Below are 22,483 nucleotides of genomic sequence, written 5' to 3'. Positions count from 1 at the left end.
ACACCCACACAATCGGCGCGCCCAAATGAGATCTAATAAAACCTACCTAAGCTTACTTTTCTTGCTAAGCCTAAGCCTATTGTTTCTAACCTATTCCGCCTCGGCGCAGTGGCAACAACTACATCCCATGCCCACCCACCGTTCGGAAATGGCGGCAGCCTATCTGGATGGAAAAATATATGTACCAGGAGGATTAGGCGGCCAGCACCAGTTTGAAGTATATGATGTTACCACTGATAGCTGGGAACAACTGGCACCGCTGCCAGCCCCTCGCCATCACCTCATGGCCACAGCCCATCAGGGGAAAATCTATGTTTTTGGGGGCGGCGATCAAGATTGGTCTCCAACGGTAACCGCTTGGGTTTACGATCCCCCCAGCAATCAGTGGCAAACCTTAACGCCCTTGCCCGAACCCCGCTATGCGGGAGATGCCGTCTCAATGGGTGATTTTATTTACGTTGTAGGCGGCAAAGGCCCAAGCGGAAGATTGCTCCGCTATGACCCACAGCAAGATTCCTGGGATTTCCTAAAGGGGATGCACCAGCGCAGGGAGCATATCCGCAGCGTGGTTTTTGAAGACAGGATCGTCGTCCTCGGCGGCCGCTATCAGGGCGCTGGCGAACTGGGCTCAGTGGAAATCTATGATCCCGCAACCGATACTTGGCGGGAAGGCCCCTCCTTGAATACCGCCCGGGGTGGCCATGGCGCAGCGGTTTATCAAGGAAAAATCATGGTTTTCGGAGGCGAAATCATCATGACCGGACGAACAACCCTGGCCAGTTCAGAAATCTTGGAAAAGCTATCCGGAAAATGGCAACCTGGTCCTCCCTTGCCCATGGCGCTCCACGGGATGCCCGCTATCAGCACCGGCTCCCATTTGTATATTCTGGGGGGCTCAGAACAGGCGGCGGCCAGCATCAACCGTGGCCGAGTCTATCGCCTGTTGGAAACGCCAGGCCCTCCACCAGCCCTTACCCTCGGCTTATTCCTTACGACTCTGCCTCCGGAGCCCATTAGCAGCTTTCAACTTGCTCCAGCACCGTGAGTCGCCGCTCCAACTCACGGACCTTTTTGCGCAACTCCCTAAGCCGGTTCAGCTCTGCCAGCGCCCTGCGGTTTTCCATCATAGGCTGGACGGGGCTGCCAGTCATAATGGCCTTGGGTGGCACATCCTTAGCCACCCCGGATTGGGCGGTTATCACGGCCCCATCGCCGATCCGAATATGACCCACTAACCCTACCTGGCCCGCCAAGGTCACCCAATTACCAATTTTGCTACTCCCAGAAATACCCACCTGGCTAACAATAATGCTGTGCTCGCCAATCTCTACATTGTGGCCAACTTGAACCAGATTATCGATTTTGCTGCCCTGACCGATTCGGGTCGGTCCCAACGCCCCCCGGTCAATGGCTGTATTACATTGCACCTCCACATCATCGGCAATCTCTACCCACCCCACTTGCGGCACCTTAAAATAGCCCTGAGGAGGGTCCGGCGCAAATCCAAAACCATCGCCACCAATAACCACGCCAGGGTGAAGGATAACCCGGTGCCCAATCCTCACCCGCTCCAGCAGGGTAACGCGCGGATAGAGCAAGCAATGCTCACCGAGAATCGTCTTAGCGCCCACGTAACAAAAGGGAAATAAGACGGTATGAGCTTTGATAGTCACCCCGTCTTCAATTACACAATAGGCCCCAATACTGCAGTTTTCCGCAATTTGTACGTCGTCCCCCACGATAGCCGTAGGATGCACACCTGGCGCCGGACGGTAAGAGCGATTAAACCACCTATCCACGACTCGAGCAAAATCACGGTAAGGATTGTCCGAAATAAGCAGGCGACGACCCGCAAATTGTTCCCGATCCTTGGCCCCTACTATGATAGCCCCCGCCTTTGATAACCGAGCCTGAGCCGCGTACTTACGATTAGTATAAAAGCTTAGCTCGCTTGCCTGCGCCTGATGGAGGGGCGCAATCCCCCGGATAGGGGCTTCTCCATCGCCCTCAATAGCGCAACCCAAAAACTGGGCAATCTCTGAAAGACGAATTTCCATGCTTTCTCCCCCCGCTCAACGGTCTTATTTTTCTGTTCTAAAAATACGCGCTATCCTCAAAAAGGCTTTACCACCACTAGAATCACCGCGCCAATCAGGATTAACACTGGGAACTCATTAAACCAGCGATAATACACATGACTGTGGCGGTTACGCTCTTCGCGAAAGGCGATCAACAACCGGCCACAATAAAGATGATAGGCAATCAAAAGCAGAACCAGGGAAAGTTTGACATGGAGCCACCCCGCCCCCATCCAAGCCGGAGTTAAATAAATCAGCCACACACCTAATCCCACTGCCAAAATAGCACTAGGATGCATAATACCGCGATAAAGCTTGCGCTCCATGACTTTAAAACGCTCCCGCCCTGGCTTATCCTGGCATTGGGCATGGTAGACAAATAACCGCGGTAAATAAAACAGACCAGCGAACCAGGTCACCACAAAGATAATATGAAAGGCTTTGATCCAAAGCATGCTTATGTGATCACTCCAAGTTAAAATTATTGTCTATGAGCCCTAGCACCTGCTAGATTAGCAAATCTTCGGTGCGGCTCCTACTATCAACTCTCAGACTCTGCTGGAAACTGCAGCCAGAATTGTTTTTCAGCGGCTATTTGATAACCATCAGGCGCCAAAAACGGCTAAGATAAAGAAAATAAAGCTGAGCGATTGACCGAGCGTCTTGCTAACATATTTTAGAGAAATGGGTGGTAAACCCGTAACAAGAGCGCAGGGAATCCGTTTTCTGGCGGTCGGTCTAGCTTATTTTCTGACTGCCTTGCTCAAAACTGAGCTATCTAACGAAGGCGACAATATCGCCGTGCTGTGGCCATCGAACGCCATCCTCATCGGCGTACTATTGCGGGCCAACCCTCGCTACTGGCCGGGTTACTTCGGGAGCTGCCTGCTAGCCGACCTAGTGGCCAGCAAGCTGATGGGTGAGTCAACCAGTATCGCGCTAGGGTTTATGCTGGCCAATGGCTTGGCGGTTGCCGTAACGGTCGCTTGCATGCAGCGGCTAATGCCACTACCGGTTACACTCCGGGAACCCTCGCAACTACTAGCGTTAGTAGGTGCGGGTCTGCTTGGCACCGCCGCGGGCGCAGTCTTCATTGGGGTGGTCTATGGCACATTTTACTGGGCCGCGTGGCCGACTTGGTGGCTCGCCGATGTGGTCAGTATCGCCCTCATCACACCGGTCCTGCTAAGCGCTTCCTGGCCAGTGGCGAAAATGTTGCTGACGAAGCGGGCGATTGAAACGGCAATGGCCTTACTGAGCGCCGCGGCGGTTACAGTCGGCGTGTTCCACAGTTCATCGTACGCCCTCATATACTTAACTGCCCCCGTGATGCTCTGGTTCAGTTTCCGTCTCGGCCTATTTGCGTGTGGGGTACTGGGACTCGTTATCACTATCATCGTGGTTGCACTCACGCTGCAAGGCGTGGGTCCCATCGCCAGTCAAGCCGGCGGCATTTCCTTAACCACGATTCAAACGCTGCAAATTTACCTAAGTCTAGTCATCCTGCCAGCGCTGGTGATTAGCATCGAGCGTGAAAACCGGCTTCGTGCAGAAGCGGAGATAATACAAAATCAAGCACGCTATCGCTCGCTCTATCATGATACCCCGGCCATGCTGCACTCGATTGATCATCAAGGGCGGCTGCTCAGGGTCAGCGCTTATTGGCTCACCATCATGGGCTATGAGCACGATGAGGTCATTGGGCGGTGCTCTACGGATTTTATGACCGAGGCCTCCCGCCGCTACGCGACCGAGGTTGTACTACCGGCATTTATGCGTAGCGGCGCTTGCCGCGACGTCCCTTACCAAATGGTAAAGAAAAACGGCGAAGTTTTTGATGTCCTGCTATCGGCCATTGCCGAGCGCGACCCTGACGGCAGTGTGGCTCACTCGCTCACAGTAATGCATGATGTCACCGCCCGTAACCGTGCCGAGGCCGCGCTGGTCGCCGAAAAAGAGCGTATCCAGGTAACCCTGGAATCCAAAAGAAAAACGGCGAAGTTTTTGATGTCCTGCTATCGGCCATTGCCGAGCGCGACCCTGACGGCAGTGTGGCTCACTCGCTCACAGTAATGCATGATGTCACCGCCCGTAACCGTGCCGAGGCCGCGCTGGTCGCCGAAAAAGAGCGTATCCAGGTAACCCTGGAATCCATCGGCGACGGGGTGATTACTACTGATGCTAATAGCCGTATCAACTACCTTAATCCAACCGCCGAGGCTATGACCGGTTGGCTATTGGCGGCTGCCCGGGGCAAAGCATTACCGGACGTATTGCAAATTATCAATGAGTCCACCCGTGAGCCGGTAGCCGATCCTCTCGCCCCTTGCTTGACTGGCAGCTCCGCTGTGAGATCCACCAACCCTACGGTACTCATCAGTCGCCACGGCGCCGAATATTCAATTGAAATCTCCGCCGCCCCTATCCGCGACGCCAACAACCAGGTGCTAGGCGCGGTACTGGTATTTCACGATGTTAGTGAACAGCGCCGGTTGCAGTGCGAAATTGCCCATCAGGCGCAACACGATGCCCTTACGGGTCTAGTCAATCGCCGTGAGTTTGAGCGGCGCTTGCAAAGGGTAATCGAGACCGTTCAGACGCAAAACAGCGAGCACGCCCTATGCTATCTCGATCTCGATCAATTTAAGCTTGTCAACGACACTTGCGGGCACGCTTCAGGCGATGCGTTGTTGCAACAGCTGGCGGTGCTGTTCGAAAAAAATATCCGTCGGCGCGATACGCTGGCGCGGCTGGGAGGCGATGAATTTGGGCTGCTATTAGAGCACTGCTCGTTGGACAGAGCGCTGCAAATAGCCAATACCTTACGTCAAACGGTTGAGGGTTTCCGTTTTTGCTGGAATGGGCAACACTTTCGGATCGGCGTCAGTATCGGCTTGGTGCCCATCACCATTGCTAATTCAAGCGCCGCCAGCGTCTTACAAACAGCCGACAGCGCCTGTTACGTTGCTAAAGACGGCGGCCGTAATCGAATTCACATTTATCGTGAGCACGATGTGGAGTTGGCCCGGCGCCATGGTGAAATGCAATGGGTGGCCCGTATTCAGCAGGCATTGGAAGAGAATCGCTTTCAACTGTATGCACAACCGATAGTGCCGCTTAAGGCCACGCTATCCGGTGGCATACACTGCGAATTGTTACTACGGTTGGTGGAAAACGATGGTAAGATATCGCCGCCAGGCGCATTTATGCCAGCCGCCGAGCGCTATAATCTGGCCGTTGCGATTGATCGCTGGGTCGTTACCCAGGCATTGCGCTGGCTGGCCGCCCATCCGGCGCTGCTTGATCGAATCACGTTATGCACTATTAATTTATCGGGCCACTCTATCGGTGATCGCTTTTTCCACGCTTATGTACTGCGGCAATTTGACGATACCGGCCTGCCGGCTAAAAAAATCTGCTTCGAGATTACGGAAACAGCCGCCGTGGCTAATCTTGCTGATGCCACCCGGTTCATGGAGGCGCTGAAAACACGCGGCTGTTGTTTCTCTCTTGATGACTTTGGCAGCGGCTTGTCCTCGTTTGCTTACCTCAAGGCCCTGCCCGTTAATTTTCTCAAAATTGATGGTCTATTTGTTAAAGACATTGTCGATGACCCCATCGATCTGGCTATGGTTCGTTCAATCAACGAAATCGGCCATCTGCTGGGGAAAAAAACCATTGCTGAATACATCGAAAACGACGCTATCCTGGATAAACTACGCGGCCTCGGTATAGATTACGGGCAAGGCTATGGCCTTGGTCAGCCGCAACCGTTGTCCGCGCTACTTGCAACAGTGTCTAGGCCCGCTAATTCCATAAAAACGGGAGCGGATACCCATTTCATATAATACCGAACCCGGCTCACCCACAGACCCGCAACGCTACCAGCTCAAAAAAGGAAACTTATTCTTTGAGGGCCTCCAGTACTTCAGCAAGACGGTTTACAGGAACAATAGCGATATTCTCGACTGGCCGTCTCGGGGTATTTCCCCGAGGCAAAATCGCCTTTTTAAAACCATGTTTAGCGGCAGCCGCCAGACGTTCTTCCCCCCCCGGCACGGGACGGATTTCTCCCGTCAATCCTACCTCTCCAAACAACACTAATTCCTGGTCTAACGGGCGATCCCGCAAGCTGGAAACAATGGCGGCGAGAACCGCTAGATCAGCGCCTGTTTCATTCACCCGCACTCCCCCTACCACGTTTATAAAAACATCCTGAGCCCCTGGCATAACCGCGCCATGGCGGTGAAGAATGGCAAGCAACATGGCTAACCGGTTGGGCTCTAGGCCCACCGTAACCCGGCGGGGATTGGCAAGATGGCTATCATCCACCAGGGCCTGAACCTCTACCAGCAAAGGACGGCTTCCTTCCCGGATCACGGTGACGGCGCTTCCAGGAACCGCTTCTTTCCCCCGAGAAAGAAAGATGGCGGAGGGATTAGTGACGCCCCGCAGCCCCTGCTCGGTCATAGCGAAAACTCCCAGCTCATTCACCGCGCCAAAGCGATTCTTAGCTGCCCGCAACACCCGGAGGCGTTCTCCTCCATCTCCCTCGAAGTAAAGCACCGTATCCACCATATGTTCCAAAACTCGGGGACCAGCCAGGGCGCCCTCCTTAGTCACATGGCCCACAAGGATGACTCCGGTCCCGCCTTGCTTGGCAAAACGCAGCAACTGACCAGCACTTTCCCGCACTTGAGTCACCGTACCCGGCGCCGATTGCAGCTGCTCCGTATATAAAGTCTGGATAGAGTCCACTACCATCACCTGGGGCCGTTCTTGCCGGGCAACGGCTAAGGCCCGCTCCACCAGGGTGTCGGCTAATAGCCGTACCGGCGCCGCTCCCAAACCCAGGCGCTGAGCTCTAAGGCTAATTTGCGCCAGGGATTCCTCTCCGGTTAAATACAACACTTTACCTTCTTGGACTGCGCCCATTTTAGCCAGGGCCTGTAATAACAAGGTGGATTTACCAATCCCCGGTGCGCCCCCAATCAGCACCACCGAACCCGTCACCAATCCTCCGCCTAAGACTCGATCCAATTCGGATAGGCCCGTTGATAAGCGCACCTCACCGGTTACTTGTACCTCCGCCAAGGGCTGCACCGTGCTCAACGCACCGGCGTAGTGGGCATAACGTCCAGTCCGTTTCGGCAACTCGGCGCTTAGCTGCTCCTCCAGGCTATTCCAAGCGCCGCAGCCAGCACATTGGCCAGCCCAACGAGCCGATTCAGCACCGCACTGAGTGCATTGGTAAACAGTTTTAGGTTTTCCCATTCTGCTTATTCCATAGTCCGCGGTACCCGCCCAGTGACTTGGCATAACAGTTCATAGGGGATGGTAGTGGCATGGCGCGCCACCTCTTCTACCGGCAAATTCGGCCCCCAAGCAATCACCGGATCGCCCACTTTCGCCTTTGGCTGAGTGCGCAGATCAAGGGTAATCATATCCATGGAAACCCGCCCCACCAGGGGAACGGGCCGGCCATTTACCAACACCGGCGTCCCCGACACCGCATGGCGGGGGTAACCATCACCGTAACCAAGAGCTGCCACCCCCACGGTCATTGCCTCGGGGCATACCCAAGTCGCCCCATAACCAATACTATCGCCCGGGCGCAAGTGATGGATGGCAATAAGACGGGTTTGCAGGGTCATAACGGATTTAAGCCCCACGGCAGCACCGGTACCATGGGCAAAAGGGGAAGCACCATAGAGCATCAAACCCGGGCGCACCCAATCAAAATGGGCGTAAGGGTAAACCATCACAGCCGCAGAATTGGCCATGCTGCGCAACAATCCCGGTGCTGCTATTCCTTCAAAAGTCTGTAGCTGAATAGGAGTAAGAAAGTCCTCGCTTTCATCCGCGCTGGCGAGATGACTCATCAATCCAACCACAGAGGCCACCGCTGGACAACAACGTAAGCGGGCAATTGCCTTGGCCACTACCTGTGGGGGAAAACCGAGGCGGTGCATCCCCGTATCCGCCTTGACCCAAACCGGCAGGGGGGAGGTTATTCGAACCCGTTCTAGCAAATCTAATTGGGCAAATTCATGGACCACCAAGGTCAGGCGATGGGCGGCGGCAAGCTGCAACTGTTCTTTATCAGAAATACCACCCAGCAAAACGACGGGGCACCGATGACCAGCTTGACGCAACGCCGTAGCTTCCTCTAGCCGAGCCACGGCAAAAGCATCAGCCGCGACCAGCACATCAGCCACTCTTGTTAATCCATGGCCATAGCCATCGGCCTTAACGACCGCCATGATTTGGCTACGGGGTGCCAGTTCGCGGACTCGTTGCAGATTATGACGTAATGCGCTGGCATCAATAATAGCCTGAGGAAAGTTCAAGGAAGCTGCGAATCTACGGGTACTACTTGCTAATTCATCTTATCCGCAGCCGGGAACCCAGAGCCCGCTCCATAGGCATCCTGTACATAATTTTCGAAGCGGGTATATTGGCCACGGAAAGTGAGACGCACAGTTCCAATCGGACCATTGCGCTGCTTGCCAACGATGATTTCCGCCGTCCCCCGATCAGGACTCTCTTCATTATAGACTTCATCGCGATAGATAAATACTATCACGTCCGCATCCTGCTCAATAGCGCCGGATTCACGTAAATCTGACATTACGGGCCGCTTATTAGGCCGTTGTTCCAAACTCCGGTTAAGCTGGGAGAGGGCCAGCACGGGAACCTTGAGTTCCTTGGCTACTGCCTTGAGGTTACGTGAAATTTCGGAGATCTCGGTCGCCCGATTTTCCCGGTGACCCGGCACCTGCATCAGCTGCAAATAATCAATAAGGATTAGACCCAGGCCCTCCTGCTCCCGCATCAGCCGCCGGGCCCGCGCCCGCAGCTCGGTCGGGGAAAGAGCTGGGGTGTCGTCAATAAAAAGCGGCGCCTCGGTTAATAGGCTGATCGCCGAGGTGAGACGCGGCCAATCATCGTCTTCTAAGCGGCCTGTCCGAACGCGATGTTGGTCAATGTGTCCCAGAGAAGACATCATGCGCATGGCTAACTGCTCTCCTGGCATTTCCATGCTAAACACCGCCACAGGAACCCGGCGCTTAATAGCCACATGCTCGGCGATATTCATGGCAAAGGTGGTTTTCCCCATGGAGGGCCTGCCCGCGGCAATAATCAAATCCGCTGGCTGAAGGCCAGAGGTTAGCAGGTCAAAATCCGCAAAACCAGAGGGAAGTCCCGTAATGGGACTATCCTGCTCGAACAGGTGATCGATCCGATCCACTACCTTACCAAGCAGATCTTTTATGTTGACGAAACTCCGCTGGCCGCGGGCGCCCTGCTCGGCAATTTCAAATACCCGCTTCTCAGCTTCATCTAACAATTCCCCGCTCTCTCGCCCTTCCGGCTGGTAGGCACTACCAGCAATATCAGTGCCCACCCGGATAAGCTGGCGCAACACCGAACGCTCCCGAACTACCTCGGCATAGGCTTTGATATTAGCGGCAGTAGGGGTATTGCGTGCCAGGTTCGTGAGATAGGCTAAACCCCCTGTTTCTTCCAGTAACCGTTTATTTTTGAGCCACTCGGAGAGGGTCACCACGTCGCAAGGACGAGATTGTTCAAGCATTTCGCCGATAGAAAGAAATAAGAGACGGTGGTCCTGGCGGTAGAAATCCTCCGAACCCAAAATATCAGCGATCTGCTCCCAAGCTTGATTATCGAGTAATAACCCTCCTAATACCGATTGCTCGGCCTCCATTGAATGGGGAGGAATTCTTAACCCTTCGACGAATTCATCTTTCTTTTCCTGGTAGGCAAGTTCCGGCATTCTTCCCCTCCTGATGAGTTACCGCCAAGCCTCATACCCGGCAAATAGGCCTGTCTCAGGTTAGCGCACCGAGAAGAAAGCTACTCCTCCTCCCCCGTCACCACCACCTTGATAGGGGCTTCTACCGTAGGATGTAAATGAATCACTAGCTCATATTCGCCTACCTGGCGTAACGCGCCTTCAGGCAGCCGTACTTCCTTTTTGCCTATTTCTACCCCGGCTTTGGTTAAAGCCTCGGCAATATCGGCAGCCCCCACCGATCCAAATAACTTTCCTTCGGTGCCGGCCTTGGCTGGAATGGTAACGCTGCCAAGATCTGCTAATGCCTGCTTGCACCGCTCTGCTACCGCAACCTTATCACCGGCAGCCTTTTCCAACTCGGCCTTGCGGGATTCAAAATGAGCTTCATTCTCTTTCGTCGCGCTCACCGCCCTCCCCTGGGGTATCAGGTAATTGCGGGCATAACCGGATTTTACCGCTACCTTATCCCCAAGCTTGCCTAAATTCACCACCTGTTCCAGCAATATCACTTCCATTTTCTATCCTTCACTCTTCTCCGCCGCGCCAAACCAACCCTCTTCTTCCGTATTCCAAAATTGGATTAGTGCCGATCGCAATAAGGAAGTAACGCCAGGTAACGGGCCCGCTTAACCGCCCGGGATAATTGCCGCTGATATTTGGCTTTAGTGCCAGTAATCCGGCTCGGTACGATTTTGCCGGTTTCCGTAATATAGTCTTTAAGGGTAGCTAGATCTTTGTAGTCAATCTCTTTCACTCCCTCGGCTGTAAAGCGGCAAAATTTTCTGCGCCGAAAAAAACGTGCCATGATTCCACCTTCAATGAATTAATTTCTTTCAACCTGGCCAACACAACCAGGCTATCCACATTTATAAATAGTGTATTGTCAGAAACAACCACAAAATCATTCCGATCTTAACATTGACCGAAAATATCTGGTTTATTCTGAGTCCTCGCTCTGCTCATCCCTATCCGTGTTTTCTTTGGATTCATCCTCATCCCTGCCAGGGCGTGCGCCGTCATAACCACGGCCGCCGGATTCATCCCGATCCCTACCAGAACGCGCACTGTCATAACCGCGGCCACCGGACTCTTCTCCTTTCGCCAAGGGCGAAGTCTCGGTGATAGCTTCCTCTCGCCGAATAACCATATCCCTTAACACTGCATCATTGAATCGAAAAGCGCTGGTTAACTCTTCAATCGTCCGGGGCGTACACTCGATATTCATCAAAACATAGTGGGCCTTGTAAAGCTTCTGGATGGGATAGGCGAGCTGGCGCCGGCCCCAATCTTCCAGGCGATGAATGCATCCTCCGTCGGTCTCAATTATCTGGCGGTAGCGATCCATCATAGCAGAGAGCTGTTCACTCTGGTCTGGGTGAACTAAAAATACAACTTCATAATGCCGCATCAATTTGACTCCTTACGGTCTAGACAGCCACCCTATTCAAAAGAATGGCAAGGAGATTAGTAAAAGGGTGGGGAATTATACGCCAGCTACTTGAAGATCACAAAAATTGGGATCTAAACCCAATCGAGATGAGCTCTACTATTCAACTAGGCAGCAAACCACGCTGGCGTTGCGCCTCAAAAAGGCACACCCCCGCTGCAACCGAAACATTGAGGCTACCTACCGCTCCTTGCATAGGAATTTGAACCAGGCAATCACAATGCTCTTGAGTTAGACGCCGCAGACCACGATCTTCAGCGCCAAGTACTAAACCAAGGGGACCCTGAAGATCGGTTTCATAAAGACTATTATGAGATCCACCAACTACGGTACCTACTAGCCAGAGTCCGCGCTCGCGCAGCGCACGCATTACCCGGGCCAGGTTAGTCACGCGCACTAAGGGAATCCGTTCTGCCGCGCCGCTTGCCACCTTGCGCGCCACAGCTGTTAAACCTGCCGCGCGATCCTTGGGGGTCACCACTCCATGGACCCCGGCGGCCTCCGCAGTACGCAAACAGGCCCCTAGATTATGGGGATCTTGAACGCCGTCCAGGAGCAACAATAAAGGCGGCGCCTCTAAGTTCTCCAAAAAAGTCAATAACCCTTCCTCCGTCAGCGCCGGCTGTACGGAACAGCGGGCTACGACTCCTTGATGGCGCGCTCCAGGAACTAAATCATCAAGCTCCTCCCGCTTCACCAGCTGGGCCTTTAGGCCCCGTTGAAAAGCAAGCTTCGCCAACTTTTGAAGCGATCGATCTATCCGGGCTTGGTCCAGCCATAGGGCCATGACTTGAAGGGCAGGCTGTTCCAGGGCCGCGCGGACGGCATGTAACCCATACCGCAATTCACAGCTCGAGAGGCCATCACCCTCGGCTTTCTCCAAACCCGGGGAAGGGTGAAGACGTTCAAATCTGCGTTTCCTGCTCACAACCGCTTACCCTAATAATTATTGTTCTCTAATCTAACCGAAAAGCCTTCTGGATGCTCTACCTCTTCCAGTTTATTTGCCAGGCCTGGCCAGCACCATGAAAGCGTAGGGTTCCAGGCTCAATTCGCGGGTGGCAGTAACGGTTTTACCTGCAAAAAGGTCCACCTCGGTTTTGCGCAATCCCAACATCCGCAGCCGCCGAGCTTCCAGATGCTGGGTAAAGTCGCTGAAATTAGCCAGTATCAGTACCGTGTATTCATCGTGGTTGCGGAAATAGCCAAATACATGATCGTTACCGGTGTCGACAACTTCCGTTTCGGCTCGGGTAAAGGCTAGATTTTGCTGGCGGATTTGGATCAGCCGCAGCAAACCTTGGTAGATTCGGCCAGGAACAGTGGTAAAATCCCAACGCTGCTCGGCCCGCGCCTCATCGAAGGGCAATCGGTGCAGCCAGCGGGTATCGCCAATTTTAGCCAAATCTTTTTCATAATCATAATCATTTAGAACGCCAATTTCATCACCCAGATAAATCAACGGTATGCCACCAATAGTCAGAATAACGCCATGGATCAACAGGATCTTACGGATCGCATACTCGATTTCTGTTTCATCATTATGATAAAGGCCCTTTTCCAATCCTGCCAAAGAAGCGCAAGTGCCCGACACCCGGGCATCTCCAGTAGCTAAGTTTTCCTGGAAAGGCATCCCCCGGGCGAAACTACCTTCAAACCGCGCGGTATAAAACTGGCTAAGAAACTGGCGGTGAGCCTGGGGATCGAGATCCAGAGCACGCGCATCATCATCAGAAAAGGTCCACCCAATATCATCGTGGCAACGCACATAATTCACCCAGGCACAACCGGACGGGAGGGCAAAACGTCGCTGCAACCCATAGCGCAGCAGACGGATGTCCCGGCTTGCCAAGGCATCCCATAACAAAGCCATAAGCTGAGGATTATAGGAAAGTTGGCATTCCTCTTCGCTGATGTACTTTCTCACATCATCCGGATGCACAATGGCCTCGGACTTAAATACCATGGCCGGCGCGGCGATACGCACCAAGGCATTGAAAGCCTGGATAATGATGTGCGCTTCGGGTAAATTCTGACAACTGGTACCTAGCTCCTTCCAGACAAAAGCCACCGCATCAAGGCGCAGAATCTCCACCCCTTGATTAGCAAGAAAAAGCATTTCTTCCAGCATCCGGTTAAAAACCACCGGATTTTCATAATTTAAGTCCCATTGATAATTATGGAAACTAGTCCAGATCCACTTGCGGATGCGGTTACGGTAAGTAAACGATCCTGGATGTTCATCGGGAAAAATGGGATTGAGGCTACGCTCATAAGCATCTGGCAATTCCCGATCAGGGAACATGCGATAATACTCTTGATACTCTCGATCACCGGCCTGGGCACGGCGGGCCCAGTCATGCTCATCGGCAGTATGATTGAATACGAAGTCCAGGCAGAGGGAAATGCCTCGATAGCGCAGCTCATCGGCCAACCGGACCAGATCTTCCATTGTTCCCAGATTGGGGTTGATTTCACGATAGCTACTGACGGCATAGCCCCCATCATTATCCCCTTCGGGCACCTTAAATACTGGCATGAGATGTAAATAATTAATCCCCAGCTCAGTTAAATAGGAGATACGCTCGCGCAGGCCGACCAAATCGCCAGCAAAAAGATCCACATAGCACATAGCACCCACCAAGCGGTGGGATTGGTACCAATAGGGATCGGCAGTCCGGAGCGCATCCAACGCCTTGAGTTCGGCGGGGCGCACCCACCACATTTCCGTAGCCGACGCCAGAATGCTTTCTAGATGGAAGAAAAAGTCATATTGCTGACCATAGAGGCGATATAGGCAATCAAACAGTCTTGGAAAATGGGTCTCTAGGCGCTGCACGTAACCCTGCCACTCGTCAGGATCGACCTGCGCCTTGAAACGCGCCTCCAGACGAGGCATCAGACGCCTGAGCGAAACAGTACTATGCTGCTTCATCCAACGGGCATCACTCATAAGATGCCTGACTCCCTTTTAAGCGCTGCCCGAAATCATGGAAGCAAAGTATAAACTGGAATAGAATTTGGCTTTCCTTAGCATGGGGCATCGTTGTATACATAGCTGCTTTAAAATCGATCTAAGCTATTAAAAATAAAAATTTTACAAAAACAGGCTCTGGAACGAAATAGTGCAAACATCCCCTAGGCTCATTTTTTGGAGCCGCTGGCAAGCTTATCGGCAAGGCGCGTCGTCTCTGGAAGCCGATAACGCGTAGTACACGCCATTACATACTGGATGGCGGTAAGCAGGCTAATCCGGTGGCCTGTCGAGACAAAGACAGGGTTGACTTTGATGCGCGTGCGCAATACGACACCTATCGTCTCACCCTTATCGGTCAGGGGCGTCCAGCCACCGCGCTTATCCGGTGCCGGCCCATGTTTGCCGACCAAACGAGTTTTAGCCACGCCAATACTCGGCAAGCCGGTGAGCACCCCTAGATGGCAAGCGATCCCAAAACGGCGCGGATGAGCGATTCCCTGACCATCGCAGAGCAGCAGATTTGGCGTTACGGTTAATTTCTCCAGCGCCGCCAACACTGTGGGACACTCGCGGAATGACAATAGTCCGGGAATATAGGGAAAGTGGGTGGGCCGCCGGGCAACGACCTGCTCGACCAGACTCAGATCGGCAAGCCGGAGAACCACTACCGCAGCCCGGGTGATCTTACCCTGCTCTTCAAATCCCACATCGACCCCGGCAACAAAATGAACTTGCCCCAAGCGATCTTCAGCAACTACTTGATCGGCAAGCCGCCGCTGCAATGCCACGGCCTCCTTAGGCGATAAATTCCAAGAATGGGTTTTCACTAACGCGCCGATGCTATACTACCCATGATTTAAGAAATCCTAAACGGGACCATCCCTAGTGAAAAGGCTTTACAGCGAAATCCTTACGAAACCAATCATTATTTTTGGCCGCCAACCCTGCTTCAGTTAATTATCCAATGACTATCACCACTCATTCGAAACGGCTTATTCTCTACCATACTGCAGGCTGCCACCTGTGCGAAGAGGCGCGCCAACTGCTGGCGCAGCTTCCTGAAATTACCACCGAGGAAGTAGATATCGGGAATGATCCTCTGCTAGTTGAGCGCTATGGAACCCGAATTCCCGTACTCCTACAACCAGATTCGGGACTAACTTTGAATTGGCCTTTCACCCTTGAAGCTATTCATCAGTGGACTCACGCTGGACAGCGATGAGCTCTCCTTCCACGAAGAATATAAATCATGGATGTTTTTCTACACTTAGGAGGATTTTACGAAGATGCCCGACTACATCCCCATAAATTGTAATTTTCATGACCAACTTGAAGCACTCGCTACTCTTCGCAAGCAGTGCCACATCTTTTACCAAACTATGGATGGCAAAATTATTGAAACGCTAGATACCATCACTGATATTTATACAAAAAACCAGGAGGAATTTACAGTTCTAGGCTCAGGCGAAATTATCCGCCTGGACAGACTTCTGGAGGTCGATGGGCAATCTTATCTAGAAATGAAGACTTCTGGAGATAGTTAAAGCCAGATACTGTTGCCTGATTGTGCAACAGACCAACAGCAAAAGCCACAGCAAACGAAGATAAAGTATACCAGCCTTGCTAAAAGCGCTTCAAGCGCTAAACTTGCTGAAACATAAGCCCCAGTCCCTGATGAGAACGATGCACCACAATAGCAGATAAACGGTGTATCTTAATCAAAGAATTAATCGGGAGCACAAAAGCCAATTTAATGATCCTATCCTCAGGAATTCGTAGCGCCCCAACTTCGATAAATGCTCCGGTTGCGCTAAGATTTTTCACGCGGCAGCATTGAGATTCCTGCCCTGGCCAGGATAAATAGACTTTAACCGCGCTCTGTCTTCTTGAATTTTGGCGGCGTTCCATTTTTTTGCTAAGAAAGCGTGACACTGCTAGTTTACTCCCAGAATGATCGTAGCTTGAAATCATAAATAAACTTATGCACAACTTGTGCCATTCTGATTTTATCTACCTAACCTTAAGAGTGCGCCTCTGTAAAATATATTTTATACCCTATCCCTCCTAAATTACACCTTATCGAGTTGCGTAAGATATTGCCAGCCAACAACAATGGCAATAATGGGAGTTATCAAGGCCGCTATCAAAAGCAATAGAGCTAAACCATCCAGCCAGGTTATCAGCGGTAATAAATATAAGCTATCTTCGGGTTCAAAACCTGCAAAACCAGGTTGCTTTGTCGCTGCTTTCCCGGAACGCTGTTCAATCTCGTTACGAAAATGAAAAATAATAGCGATGGCAATCCCCGCGATCGCTCCCATAAATAATGCCCATCCTCCCAACAAGGAACTGCTGAGACCCCAGCCAATCCCCATAAATAGACCAATAGTTGCAACCGCATCCGTTATAAGATCATAAAAATGGCCAGCACGGGACTGCTTGCCGCTCATTCGGGCCAGTTCACCATCAGTATGATCGAGAAAAGTCGACATAACCCATAACCAAGCGGCCAAATTGAGCCATTCACCACTCCCAAAACACAGCGCTGCGCCAAGCCCTGTCGCTAGCCGCAAAGTTGTCAGATGATTAGGTGTAACCCAGGAGTTACAAAGGGGCCGGACAAGCAAGGCCGCAAGACGCGCATCCCACGGAATATTGGTCATAGAAGATTAACCAGATCTTAAGATCCCTTTGTAAAAAAATTGATAGATATATAGTGTTTCCTTGCGATGGCCCCACCCTATCGGGGGGGCTTGTCCAGCTTCTCGAACTGTTGATTTTACCGTTTGAAGAGACTTTCAAGGTGAAGACGGACAGCTCTTACACTTTATTAAAATTATAAGCCCTCTGTGAATTTAGAACCAGCCCGCTTATATCCCCGCCCGGTTTAGATGAGAGTTTATGTATCATTTTCGGAAGCCGGCCGCACTGTAGAAGAAGCAACCTGCTGCTGATAGCTACCGGCCATGAATGGCCACTTGGAGTCACCAAAGAAAAGTCTACTATGAGGTGATTTCACGGTGGGGGTAGACGTACATAGCTTGGGAAGCTGATTGATGTACCTCCAAGGGCACCTTCGGTATCCACGGATGCTCTATATGGCCACCTGAAGGTGTGACGACTTCCTACGCCCCAAGGAGTTTGGTGCAGGTTCCGGGCGCCCCGGCCTTACGAGCAAGGGCCAGGAGGGCAAGCGTTTCTTAAACGGGTCGCCTATTGCGCCGTCTACAGAATCTAATCCCCGCCAAGCCAAGGCCCAGTAGGGCGAGGGTAGTGGGTTCGGGAACAGCGGTGGCGGGTATCCTCTCCAGCTCAAACCCATTGAAGACGCTGCCGAGTCTAGTAGCCGTGTAAACTACATCGACGTCTGTGCTGCCATCGGCCGTGAACGTGATGACGCTAGTGACCGGCGTAGTCGTGCCAGAAATAATATCCTGTGCCCCCAAGATATCAGATGCGAGCGCACCGTTAACCGCCGTTGCACTGAATCTAAACTGTCCAGGAAAACTAAAGTCATTGTGGTAACCGGTGAGCGTGTAGAGGCCGGCAGCTAAATTGGAGAATGTTAGAGACGTCGGCCCTGGCCTTTCAAAAGCGAAGTCCTCGATCACATCTGCCAAAGGACCTGCGATATTTCCACGATCTTGAAACTCGTCCAGGGTGCTACTGAATATTATGTCGGTACCCACCGCTGCAAAATCGGCAGCAATCGCAACCGGCCCACCACTTTCCGTAAGGGGAAACCACCCGGCCTGTACGTCTTGGCCCGTTGCACCCATGTCAACCTGGATGAGTCCGCCAAACGCTGGATTGGTAAACACGGCCAACATGAGCATGGCGAATATTCCGGTTCGTACTTGCGATAACATCAATCGAATGATCATGCTTTTTACCTTTAGTTTGGGTTGCGACAATTGCGATAAGTAGTGAAAGGCATTCGACAATTAGTAAGCAAAATTTATGCTAATTTTTTTTGGATAGACAAAAAGTCAATTAATTTCAGATAGTTGAGTTGGATTCCTCGCAACCGTGCCTGGCACACACTACCGATTATGTAAAAAATTCTGACAAATTTCTGTTGCGCCGGTTATGGCTCTTCTTATACCGGTTTGGGACTGTCCCTCCTACTGTGAGGCGAACGATTTGCGGCTTGCGGCACCAAGAATTCCCTGCTCGCAGATCCTGGCCAGTGAGATCACTGAGGCTCTGGAGCAGATCGTAAAATATTTTAGGCGGCCTCAAGGAGCGGGTATCAGGGAGGAAAAACGGGTTTGCAAAACGCTACCCCCTTTTCGCGCCAATATTTCAAAATTTTTATCAAAGAACTTGTTCATAGGCCCATACCATCCCACATTTCATCAACCCGCTTTTTAACTGCGTTATCCATGGTAATGGGTTGGCCCCACTCACGCTGGGTTTCGCCCTTCCATTTATGGGTAACATCAAAACCAATCTTGGAACCAAGACCCGAAACAGGTGAAGCAAAATCCAAATAATCAATGGGCGTATTCTCAATAATGACGCAATCCCGAGCTGGGTCCATGCGGGTCGTCATGGCCCAAATGACATCCTTCCAATCTCTGGCGTTGATATCCTCATCCGTGACAATGACGAATTTAGTGTACATAAATTGCCGCAAGAAAGACCAAACGCCCAACATCACCCGTTTTGCATGTCCAGGATATTGCTTCCGCATGGTCACGACAGCTAGTCGGTAAGAGCAGCCCTCGGGAGGTAAATAAAAATCGACGATTTCCGGAAATTGTTTCTGTAAAATAGGGATAAACACCTCATTCAGGGCTACCCCCAGGACCGCAGGCTCATCCGGGGGACGCCCCGTATAGGTGCTATGGTAAATAGGATGACGCCGATGGGTAAGGCGTTCAATCGTAAAGACGGGGAATTTTTCTACTTCATTATAATAACCCGTATGGTCCCCGAAGGGACCTTCATTGGCTTCATCACCGGGTTTTAAGTAGCCTTCTAACACGATTTCAGCGCTAGCGGGAACCTGCAATCCACTGCCAAGGCAACGGGTCAATTCGGTTTTTGACCCCCGTAACAGCCCCGCAAAAGCGTATTCCGACAAAGTATCGGGTACCGGAGTCACGGCGCCAAGGATAGTGGCCGGATCAGCCCCTAAAGCAACCGCTATGGGAAAAGGTTTACCAGGATGAGCTTGCTGCCAGGCTTGAAAATCTAGCGCCCCGCCCCGGTGAGCGAGCCAGCGCATAATGACCCGGTTAGGTCCCAATACTTGCTGGCGATAGATACCCATGTTCTGCCGCTCCTTATAAGGCCCTTTAGTTACCACTAAACCCCAGGTAATCAAAGGCGCTATATCCCCGGGCCAACAAGTTTGGATAGGAATCTGGCTCAAATCTACCTGGGAACCTTCAAGAATGACCTCTTGGCAGGGGGCAGAGCGCACTATTTTGGGTGCCATATCCAGCACCTTTTTAAAAATAGGTAAAGCCCGCCAGGCTTCTTTCATGCCCCGAGGCGGATCAGGCTCCTTAAGAAAAGCCAGGAGCTTGCCTACTTCTCGTAATGCAGCCACGGAGTCCTCTCCCATGCCCTGGGCCACCCGCCGGGGAGTGCCAAACAAATTACCCAGCACCGGCATCGACGCGCCCTTAGGGCGCTCAAATAACAGAGCGGGTCCTCCAGCATGGAGCACCCGATCGCAGATTTCGGTCATCTCTAAATAGGGGTCTACCTCCACCGTAATCCGTTTCAGTTCCCCTTCTGCTTCCAGCTTGGCAATAAAATCGCGCAGATCTTTATATTTCATGACAACAAAATTTAACCGGGAATTTACAAAGGGGCACCACTAATAACAAGTATTTAGAGGAGCCGCATACTATGTCAGTAAAACCTACCGTATATCCTCTCCCAGGCGGTTTAAAATAGCGTCTCGGCCTGGCGCTTCTAGCGCGATGAATAACGCTAGCAGCCATTCACGGTAAGGCATGAGACGCTCATTTCGAGCAATAAAATATTTGCTCCCCGCAAAGGCCCACTCCAGTACAAAGTTCCCAGACTGGTGAGCAATGGCCATACATAATTGCTCGAATTTTTCTGGAACGGCCACCTTTTGGTTTAAACCCAGCAGCGCTGCAATCTCAAAAGCCTGCAAAGGGATTTTTATTTGAGGATTAATCTCAGGGTTGGCCAGCAACTCTGCAAAATGTTCAATAGCCTCGGCAAAACGTCCAGTAGTGAAACACTGCTCCGCCAACTGGCCGCGGGCTTCTAGATCTTCGGGGCGAGAAGCGAACCATCGCCGGCTAAGGGAAAAAGCCTCTTCAAAGGCAAACAGCTTCTCATGGTAAAGCATGCTAGCTCCGTAATAGGCTTCTGCATCATCAGGATAGATTTCTAGTAAGCGGACAAAACCCGTGGCCGCTGCAGGCCAGTCTTCGAGCGCAAGCCAGGTTTGAATTAGATGATGTTGAGTTTGATTCCAATGCCAAGGAAGCGTTTCAGGCGTATGAATCTCCAACGCCCCTTGATAAGCTGCTATCGCTTTCCCCAATAGCTGCCGCCCGGCTTCTCCTCCTGCCTGCATGCCCTGTTCCCGCAAAGCAATCCCCAAGTGGCTCTGGGTCCAAGCCCAATCTTGGGGAAAATCTCGCCGGGTTTGCACCTCCAGCGCCTGCCGGTAAGCCTCTACCGACTGCTCCAGCAACCGGCCTCCGGCCTCTCCTCCCATCCGGACTCCCTGCTCCCGCAAAGTGGTCCCCAAATGGGCCTGGGTTCGGGCCCAGTCTTGGGGTAAATGCCACCGGGTTTGTACCTTTAAGGCCCGCCGGTAAGCCTCTACCGACTGCTCCAGCAACCGGCCTCCGGCCTCTTCTCCCATCCGGACTCCCTGCTCCCGTAAGGTAGTCCCCAGATACGCCTGGGTTCGGGCCCAATCCTGGGGTAAATACCGCCGGGTTTGTACCTTTAAAGCCCGCCGGTAAGCCTCTACCGCAGCCGATAAATGATAATGCAACGCCGCTCCTTCAGCCCGAACGCCCAATTCATGGCAGGCTCTCCCCACCTGAACCATGATAACCGCCCATAAATGAGGAGTTATCTCTCTCAGCACACATGCCAGTGCTTGTTCATAAGCAATTAAAGCTTCGTCAAAAGCATAATTATTGCTGTGGGCATCGCCCGCAAGTCGAAAACTATTCACAGTTTCTTCTGTGAGCTGTTCTAATTCCTTGCGTACTTTAGCGAGCTGTTTCGCCTTTCCTTCCGCCGCCTCCCGAAGCAGCTCGCCTGCTCCGCCAAAGTTTTTTTGACAAAGACGATGCACCCATGTTTTTAACTCCGCGCCTAATTCGCTTTGATTTTGGGCACCCACGGGAAGACAATAGCTAAAATGAATTCGCTAGTTATGCTAAGCAAAAGTTGCAATGACAGGAGCATGATCAGAGGGACGCGTCAAACGGCGGGGTTCTTTATCAATAACACATCCCGTACACTTAGGCACTAACGCTTTACTAATTAAAATAAGATCGATACGTAATCCCCTATTACGACGGAAAGCTCCTCCTCGATAATCCCACCAACTAAAGGACTGTGCTTCCTGCTCAAACAAACGAAAGCTATCCTGAAATCCCAAAGCGAGAATTTCTTTGAGCGCTTCCCGCTCCGGAGTACTACAAAGGATGGTCTCGTGCCAAATGTCGGGATCGTGGACATCCTGGTCCGCTGGAGCCACATTAAAATCACCTAAGACAATGAGTTTGGGGTACTCAACCAAAGCTTCCTGTAAATAATCTTTTATTCGTCCCAACCAGTCTAATTTATAGGCATATTTTTTTGATCCCACTTCACTGCCGTTGGGAACATAGAGATTCAGCAAGCGAATATCGTCCACTGTCACTCCTAGAATGCGTCGCTGAGAATCTACTAGATTAGGGAGATCGGTCAAGATATCCTTGGGCGCTTGGCGGCAGAGAATAGCGACCCCGTTATAGGTTTTCTGGCCTGAATAAGCCGCATGATAGCCGATCTCCTTAAAGGCTTCCTGGGGAAAACTATCATCCACCAGCTTGGTTTCCTGAAGCGCCAGAACATCAGGCTGATGAATTTCCAACCAATCCACCACTTGGGAGAAACGCACCCGTAAAGAATTGACATTCCAAGTCGCGATTTTCAACTTC

Annotated in this window: 22 protein-coding genes; 5 read left to right on the top strand and 17 right to left on the bottom strand. The window is 52.0% G+C overall.

The window, feature by feature from the left end:
* Positions 1 to 25: 25 nt before the first annotated feature.
* The gene (locus NOC_RS01380) at positions 26 to 1,045 is read left to right on the top strand and encodes a Kelch repeat-containing protein (RefSeq protein ID WP_002812163.1); all 1,020 of its coding nucleotides are present in this window, start codon (positions 26 to 28) and stop codon (positions 1,043 to 1,045) included.
* Here NOC_RS01380 and lpxD read toward each other — a convergent pair.
* Both lpxD and hemJ read right to left on the bottom strand, forming a co-directional pair.
* Complete coding sequence (lpxD, locus tag NOC_RS01375; protein WP_002814043.1) at positions 1,014 to 2,057, bottom strand: UDP-3-O-(3-hydroxymyristoyl)glucosamine N-acyltransferase; 1,044 nt, start codon at positions 2,055 to 2,057, stop codon at positions 1,014 to 1,016. The genes NOC_RS01380 and lpxD overlap by 32 nt on opposite strands.
* Before the next feature lie 56 nt (positions 2,058 to 2,113).
* Complete coding sequence (gene hemJ / locus NOC_RS01370; protein ID WP_002813136.1) at positions 2,114 to 2,533, bottom strand: protoporphyrinogen oxidase HemJ; 420 nt, start codon at positions 2,531 to 2,533, stop codon at positions 2,114 to 2,116.
* Between the two features lie 229 nt (positions 2,534 to 2,762).
* Between hemJ and NOC_RS01365 the strand changes: the two genes are divergently transcribed.
* Positions 2,763 to 4,151 carry an MASE1 domain-containing protein gene (locus NOC_RS01365; protein WP_002812349.1) on the top strand — a complete coding sequence of 463 codons (1,389 nt, stop codon included), beginning with the start codon at positions 2,763 to 2,765 and terminating at the stop codon, positions 4,149 to 4,151.
* Entirely contained in the window at positions 4,151 to 5,926 is a 1,776-nt protein-coding gene (locus NOC_RS01360) for an EAL domain-containing protein (protein WP_002812214.1), read from the top strand. Before NOC_RS01365 ends, NOC_RS01360 begins: the two co-directional genes overlap by 1 nt.
* 55 nt (positions 5,927 to 5,981) lie before the next feature.
* Here the strand turns inward: NOC_RS01360 and radA are convergent, their stop codons facing one another.
* The 9 genes from radA to nfi all read right to left on the bottom strand — a co-directional run bounded on the left by radA (position 5,982) and on the right by nfi (position 15,148).
* Positions 5,982 to 7,352, bottom strand: coding sequence for a DNA repair protein RadA (radA, locus tag NOC_RS01355; RefSeq protein WP_011330268.1), 1,371 nt, complete (start codon positions 7,350 to 7,352; stop codon positions 5,982 to 5,984).
* Positions 7,353 to 7,357: 5 nt separating this feature from the next.
* Positions 7,358 to 8,428 (bottom strand): alanine racemase, encoded by a 1,071-nt coding sequence (alr, locus tag NOC_RS01350; protein ID WP_002813537.1) that lies wholly within the window; start codon positions 8,426 to 8,428, stop codon positions 7,358 to 7,360.
* A 29-nt stretch (positions 8,429 to 8,457) separates the two neighbouring features.
* The gene (gene dnaB / locus NOC_RS01345; RefSeq protein ID WP_002814004.1) at positions 8,458 to 9,876 is read right to left on the bottom strand and encodes a replicative DNA helicase; all 1,419 of its coding nucleotides are present in this window, start codon (positions 9,874 to 9,876) and stop codon (positions 8,458 to 8,460) included.
* A gap of 80 nt (positions 9,877 to 9,956) precedes the next feature.
* Positions 9,957 to 10,412: a 50S ribosomal protein L9 gene (gene rplI / locus NOC_RS01340; RefSeq protein ID WP_002813277.1), complete on the bottom strand. Its 456-nt coding sequence runs from the start codon at positions 10,410 to 10,412 to the stop codon at positions 9,957 to 9,959.
* Positions 10,413 to 10,477: 65 nt separating this feature from the next.
* Entirely contained in the window at positions 10,478 to 10,702 is a 225-nt protein-coding gene (gene rpsR, locus NOC_RS01335) for a 30S ribosomal protein S18 (RefSeq protein WP_002813110.1), read from the bottom strand.
* Positions 10,703 to 10,834: 132 nt separating this feature from the next.
* Positions 10,835 to 11,305: a 30S ribosomal protein S6 gene (rpsF, locus tag NOC_RS01330; RefSeq protein WP_002812824.1), complete on the bottom strand. Its 471-nt coding sequence runs from the start codon at positions 11,303 to 11,305 to the stop codon at positions 10,835 to 10,837.
* A 142-nt stretch (positions 11,306 to 11,447) separates the two neighbouring features.
* Complete coding sequence (rlmB, locus tag NOC_RS01325; protein WP_011330267.1) at positions 11,448 to 12,272, bottom strand: 23S rRNA (guanosine(2251)-2'-O)-methyltransferase RlmB; 825 nt, start codon at positions 12,270 to 12,272, stop codon at positions 11,448 to 11,450.
* A gap of 72 nt (positions 12,273 to 12,344) precedes the next feature.
* Positions 12,345 to 14,297 carry an alpha-amylase family glycosyl hydrolase gene (locus tag NOC_RS01320; protein WP_011330266.1) on the bottom strand — a complete coding sequence of 651 codons (1,953 nt, stop codon included), beginning with the start codon at positions 14,295 to 14,297 and terminating at the stop codon, positions 12,345 to 12,347.
* A gap of 191 nt (positions 14,298 to 14,488) precedes the next feature.
* Entirely contained in the window at positions 14,489 to 15,148 is a 660-nt protein-coding gene (gene nfi, locus NOC_RS01315; RefSeq protein ID WP_002812862.1) for a deoxyribonuclease V, read from the bottom strand.
* 137 nt (positions 15,149 to 15,285) lie between these two features.
* Here nfi and NOC_RS01310 point away from each other — a divergent pair, with 137 nt between their 5' ends.
* Together NOC_RS01310 and NOC_RS01305 are read left to right on the top strand one after the other, a co-directional pair.
* Positions 15,286 to 15,543, top strand: a complete 258-nt coding sequence (locus tag NOC_RS01310) for a glutaredoxin family protein (protein WP_002811999.1) — start codon at positions 15,286 to 15,288, stop codon at positions 15,541 to 15,543.
* Between the two features lie 64 nt (positions 15,544 to 15,607).
* On the top strand, positions 15,608 to 15,865 hold the full coding sequence (locus tag NOC_RS01305) for a hypothetical protein (RefSeq protein ID WP_011330264.1): 258 nt from the start codon (positions 15,608 to 15,610) through the stop codon (positions 15,863 to 15,865).
* Positions 15,866 to 15,962: 97 nt separating this feature from the next.
* Here NOC_RS01305 and NOC_RS18475 read toward each other — a convergent pair whose 3' ends face one another.
* The 6 genes from NOC_RS18475 to xth all read right to left on the bottom strand — a co-directional run bounded on the left by NOC_RS18475 (position 15,963) and on the right by xth (position 22,479).
* On the bottom strand, positions 15,963 to 16,229 hold the full coding sequence (locus tag NOC_RS18475) for a PilZ domain-containing protein (protein WP_342341973.1): 267 nt from the start codon (positions 16,227 to 16,229) through the stop codon (positions 15,963 to 15,965).
* A 161-nt stretch (positions 16,230 to 16,390) separates the two neighbouring features.
* Positions 16,391 to 16,984, bottom strand: coding sequence for a CDP-alcohol phosphatidyltransferase family protein (locus NOC_RS01295; protein WP_002812750.1), 594 nt, complete (start codon positions 16,982 to 16,984; stop codon positions 16,391 to 16,393).
* A 537-nt stretch (positions 16,985 to 17,521) separates the two neighbouring features.
* The gene (locus NOC_RS01290; protein ID WP_002813984.1) at positions 17,522 to 18,205 is read right to left on the bottom strand and encodes a PEP-CTERM sorting domain-containing protein; all 684 of its coding nucleotides are present in this window, start codon (positions 18,203 to 18,205) and stop codon (positions 17,522 to 17,524) included.
* A 446-nt stretch (positions 18,206 to 18,651) separates the two neighbouring features.
* On the bottom strand, positions 18,652 to 20,115 hold the full coding sequence (ubiD, locus tag NOC_RS01285) for a 4-hydroxy-3-polyprenylbenzoate decarboxylase (protein WP_002812864.1): 1,464 nt from the start codon (positions 20,113 to 20,115) through the stop codon (positions 18,652 to 18,654).
* Positions 20,116 to 20,199: 84 nt separating this feature from the next.
* Entirely contained in the window at positions 20,200 to 21,678 is a 1,479-nt protein-coding gene (locus NOC_RS01280; RefSeq protein WP_002812809.1) for a hypothetical protein, read from the bottom strand.
* Positions 21,679 to 21,714: 36 nt separating this feature from the next.
* Positions 21,715 to 22,479 (bottom strand): exodeoxyribonuclease III, encoded by a 765-nt coding sequence (xth, locus tag NOC_RS01275; RefSeq protein WP_002814241.1) that lies wholly within the window; start codon positions 22,477 to 22,479, stop codon positions 21,715 to 21,717.
* Positions 22,480 to 22,483 lie beyond the last annotated feature (4 nt).

The organism is Nitrosococcus oceani ATCC 19707, assembly GCF_000012805.1.
In the GTDB taxonomy this organism is placed as follows: Bacteria; Pseudomonadota; Gammaproteobacteria; order Nitrosococcales; family Nitrosococcaceae; genus Nitrosococcus; species Nitrosococcus oceani.
Note: the sequence above shows the minus strand (reverse complement) of the source record. Positions and strands in the feature narration are given on the sequence as shown.

Excerpts from the sequence above, each read along its gene's own strand:
- NOC_RS01380 (WP_002812163.1), top strand. The coding sequence starts at position 26 with ATGAGATCTAATAAAACCTACCTAAGCTTACTTTTCTTGCTAAGCCTA.
- lpxD (WP_002814043.1), bottom strand. The coding sequence starts at position 2,057 with ATGGAAATTCGTCTTTCAGAGATTGCCCAGTTTTTGGGTTGCGCTATT.
- hemJ (WP_002813136.1), bottom strand. The coding sequence starts at position 2,533 with ATGCTTTGGATCAAAGCCTTTCATATTATCTTTGTGGTGACCTGGTTC.
- NOC_RS01365 (WP_002812349.1), top strand. The coding sequence starts at position 2,763 with ATGGGTGGTAAACCCGTAACAAGAGCGCAGGGAATCCGTTTTCTGGCG.
- NOC_RS01360 (WP_002812214.1), top strand. The coding sequence starts at position 4,151 with ATGCATGATGTCACCGCCCGTAACCGTGCCGAGGCCGCGCTGGTCGCC.
- radA (WP_011330268.1), bottom strand. The coding sequence starts at position 7,352 with ATGGGAAAACCTAAAACTGTTTACCAATGCACTCAGTGCGGTGCTGAA.
- dnaB (WP_002814004.1), bottom strand. The coding sequence starts at position 9,876 with ATGCCGGAACTTGCCTACCAGGAAAAGAAAGATGAATTCGTCGAAGGG.
- rplI (WP_002813277.1), bottom strand. The coding sequence starts at position 10,412 with ATGGAAGTGATATTGCTGGAACAGGTGGTGAATTTAGGCAAGCTTGGG.
- rpsR (WP_002813110.1), bottom strand. The coding sequence starts at position 10,702 with ATGGCACGTTTTTTTCGGCGCAGAAAATTTTGCCGCTTTACAGCCGAG.
- rpsF (WP_002812824.1), bottom strand. The coding sequence starts at position 11,305 with ATGCGGCATTATGAAGTTGTATTTTTAGTTCACCCAGACCAGAGTGAA.
- NOC_RS01320 (WP_011330266.1), bottom strand. The coding sequence starts at position 14,297 with ATGAGTGATGCCCGTTGGATGAAGCAGCATAGTACTGTTTCGCTCAGG.
- NOC_RS01310 (WP_002811999.1), top strand. The coding sequence starts at position 15,286 with ATGACTATCACCACTCATTCGAAACGGCTTATTCTCTACCATACTGCA.
- NOC_RS01305 (WP_011330264.1), top strand. The coding sequence starts at position 15,608 with ATGCCCGACTACATCCCCATAAATTGTAATTTTCATGACCAACTTGAA.
- NOC_RS18475 (WP_342341973.1), bottom strand. The coding sequence starts at position 16,229 with ATGGAACGCCGCCAAAATTCAAGAAGACAGAGCGCGGTTAAAGTCTAT.
- NOC_RS01295 (WP_002812750.1), bottom strand. The coding sequence starts at position 16,984 with ATGACCAATATTCCGTGGGATGCGCGTCTTGCGGCCTTGCTTGTCCGG.
- NOC_RS01290 (WP_002813984.1), bottom strand. The coding sequence starts at position 18,205 with ATGATCATTCGATTGATGTTATCGCAAGTACGAACCGGAATATTCGCC.
- ubiD (WP_002812864.1), bottom strand. The coding sequence starts at position 20,115 with ATGAAATATAAAGATCTGCGCGATTTTATTGCCAAGCTGGAAGCAGAA.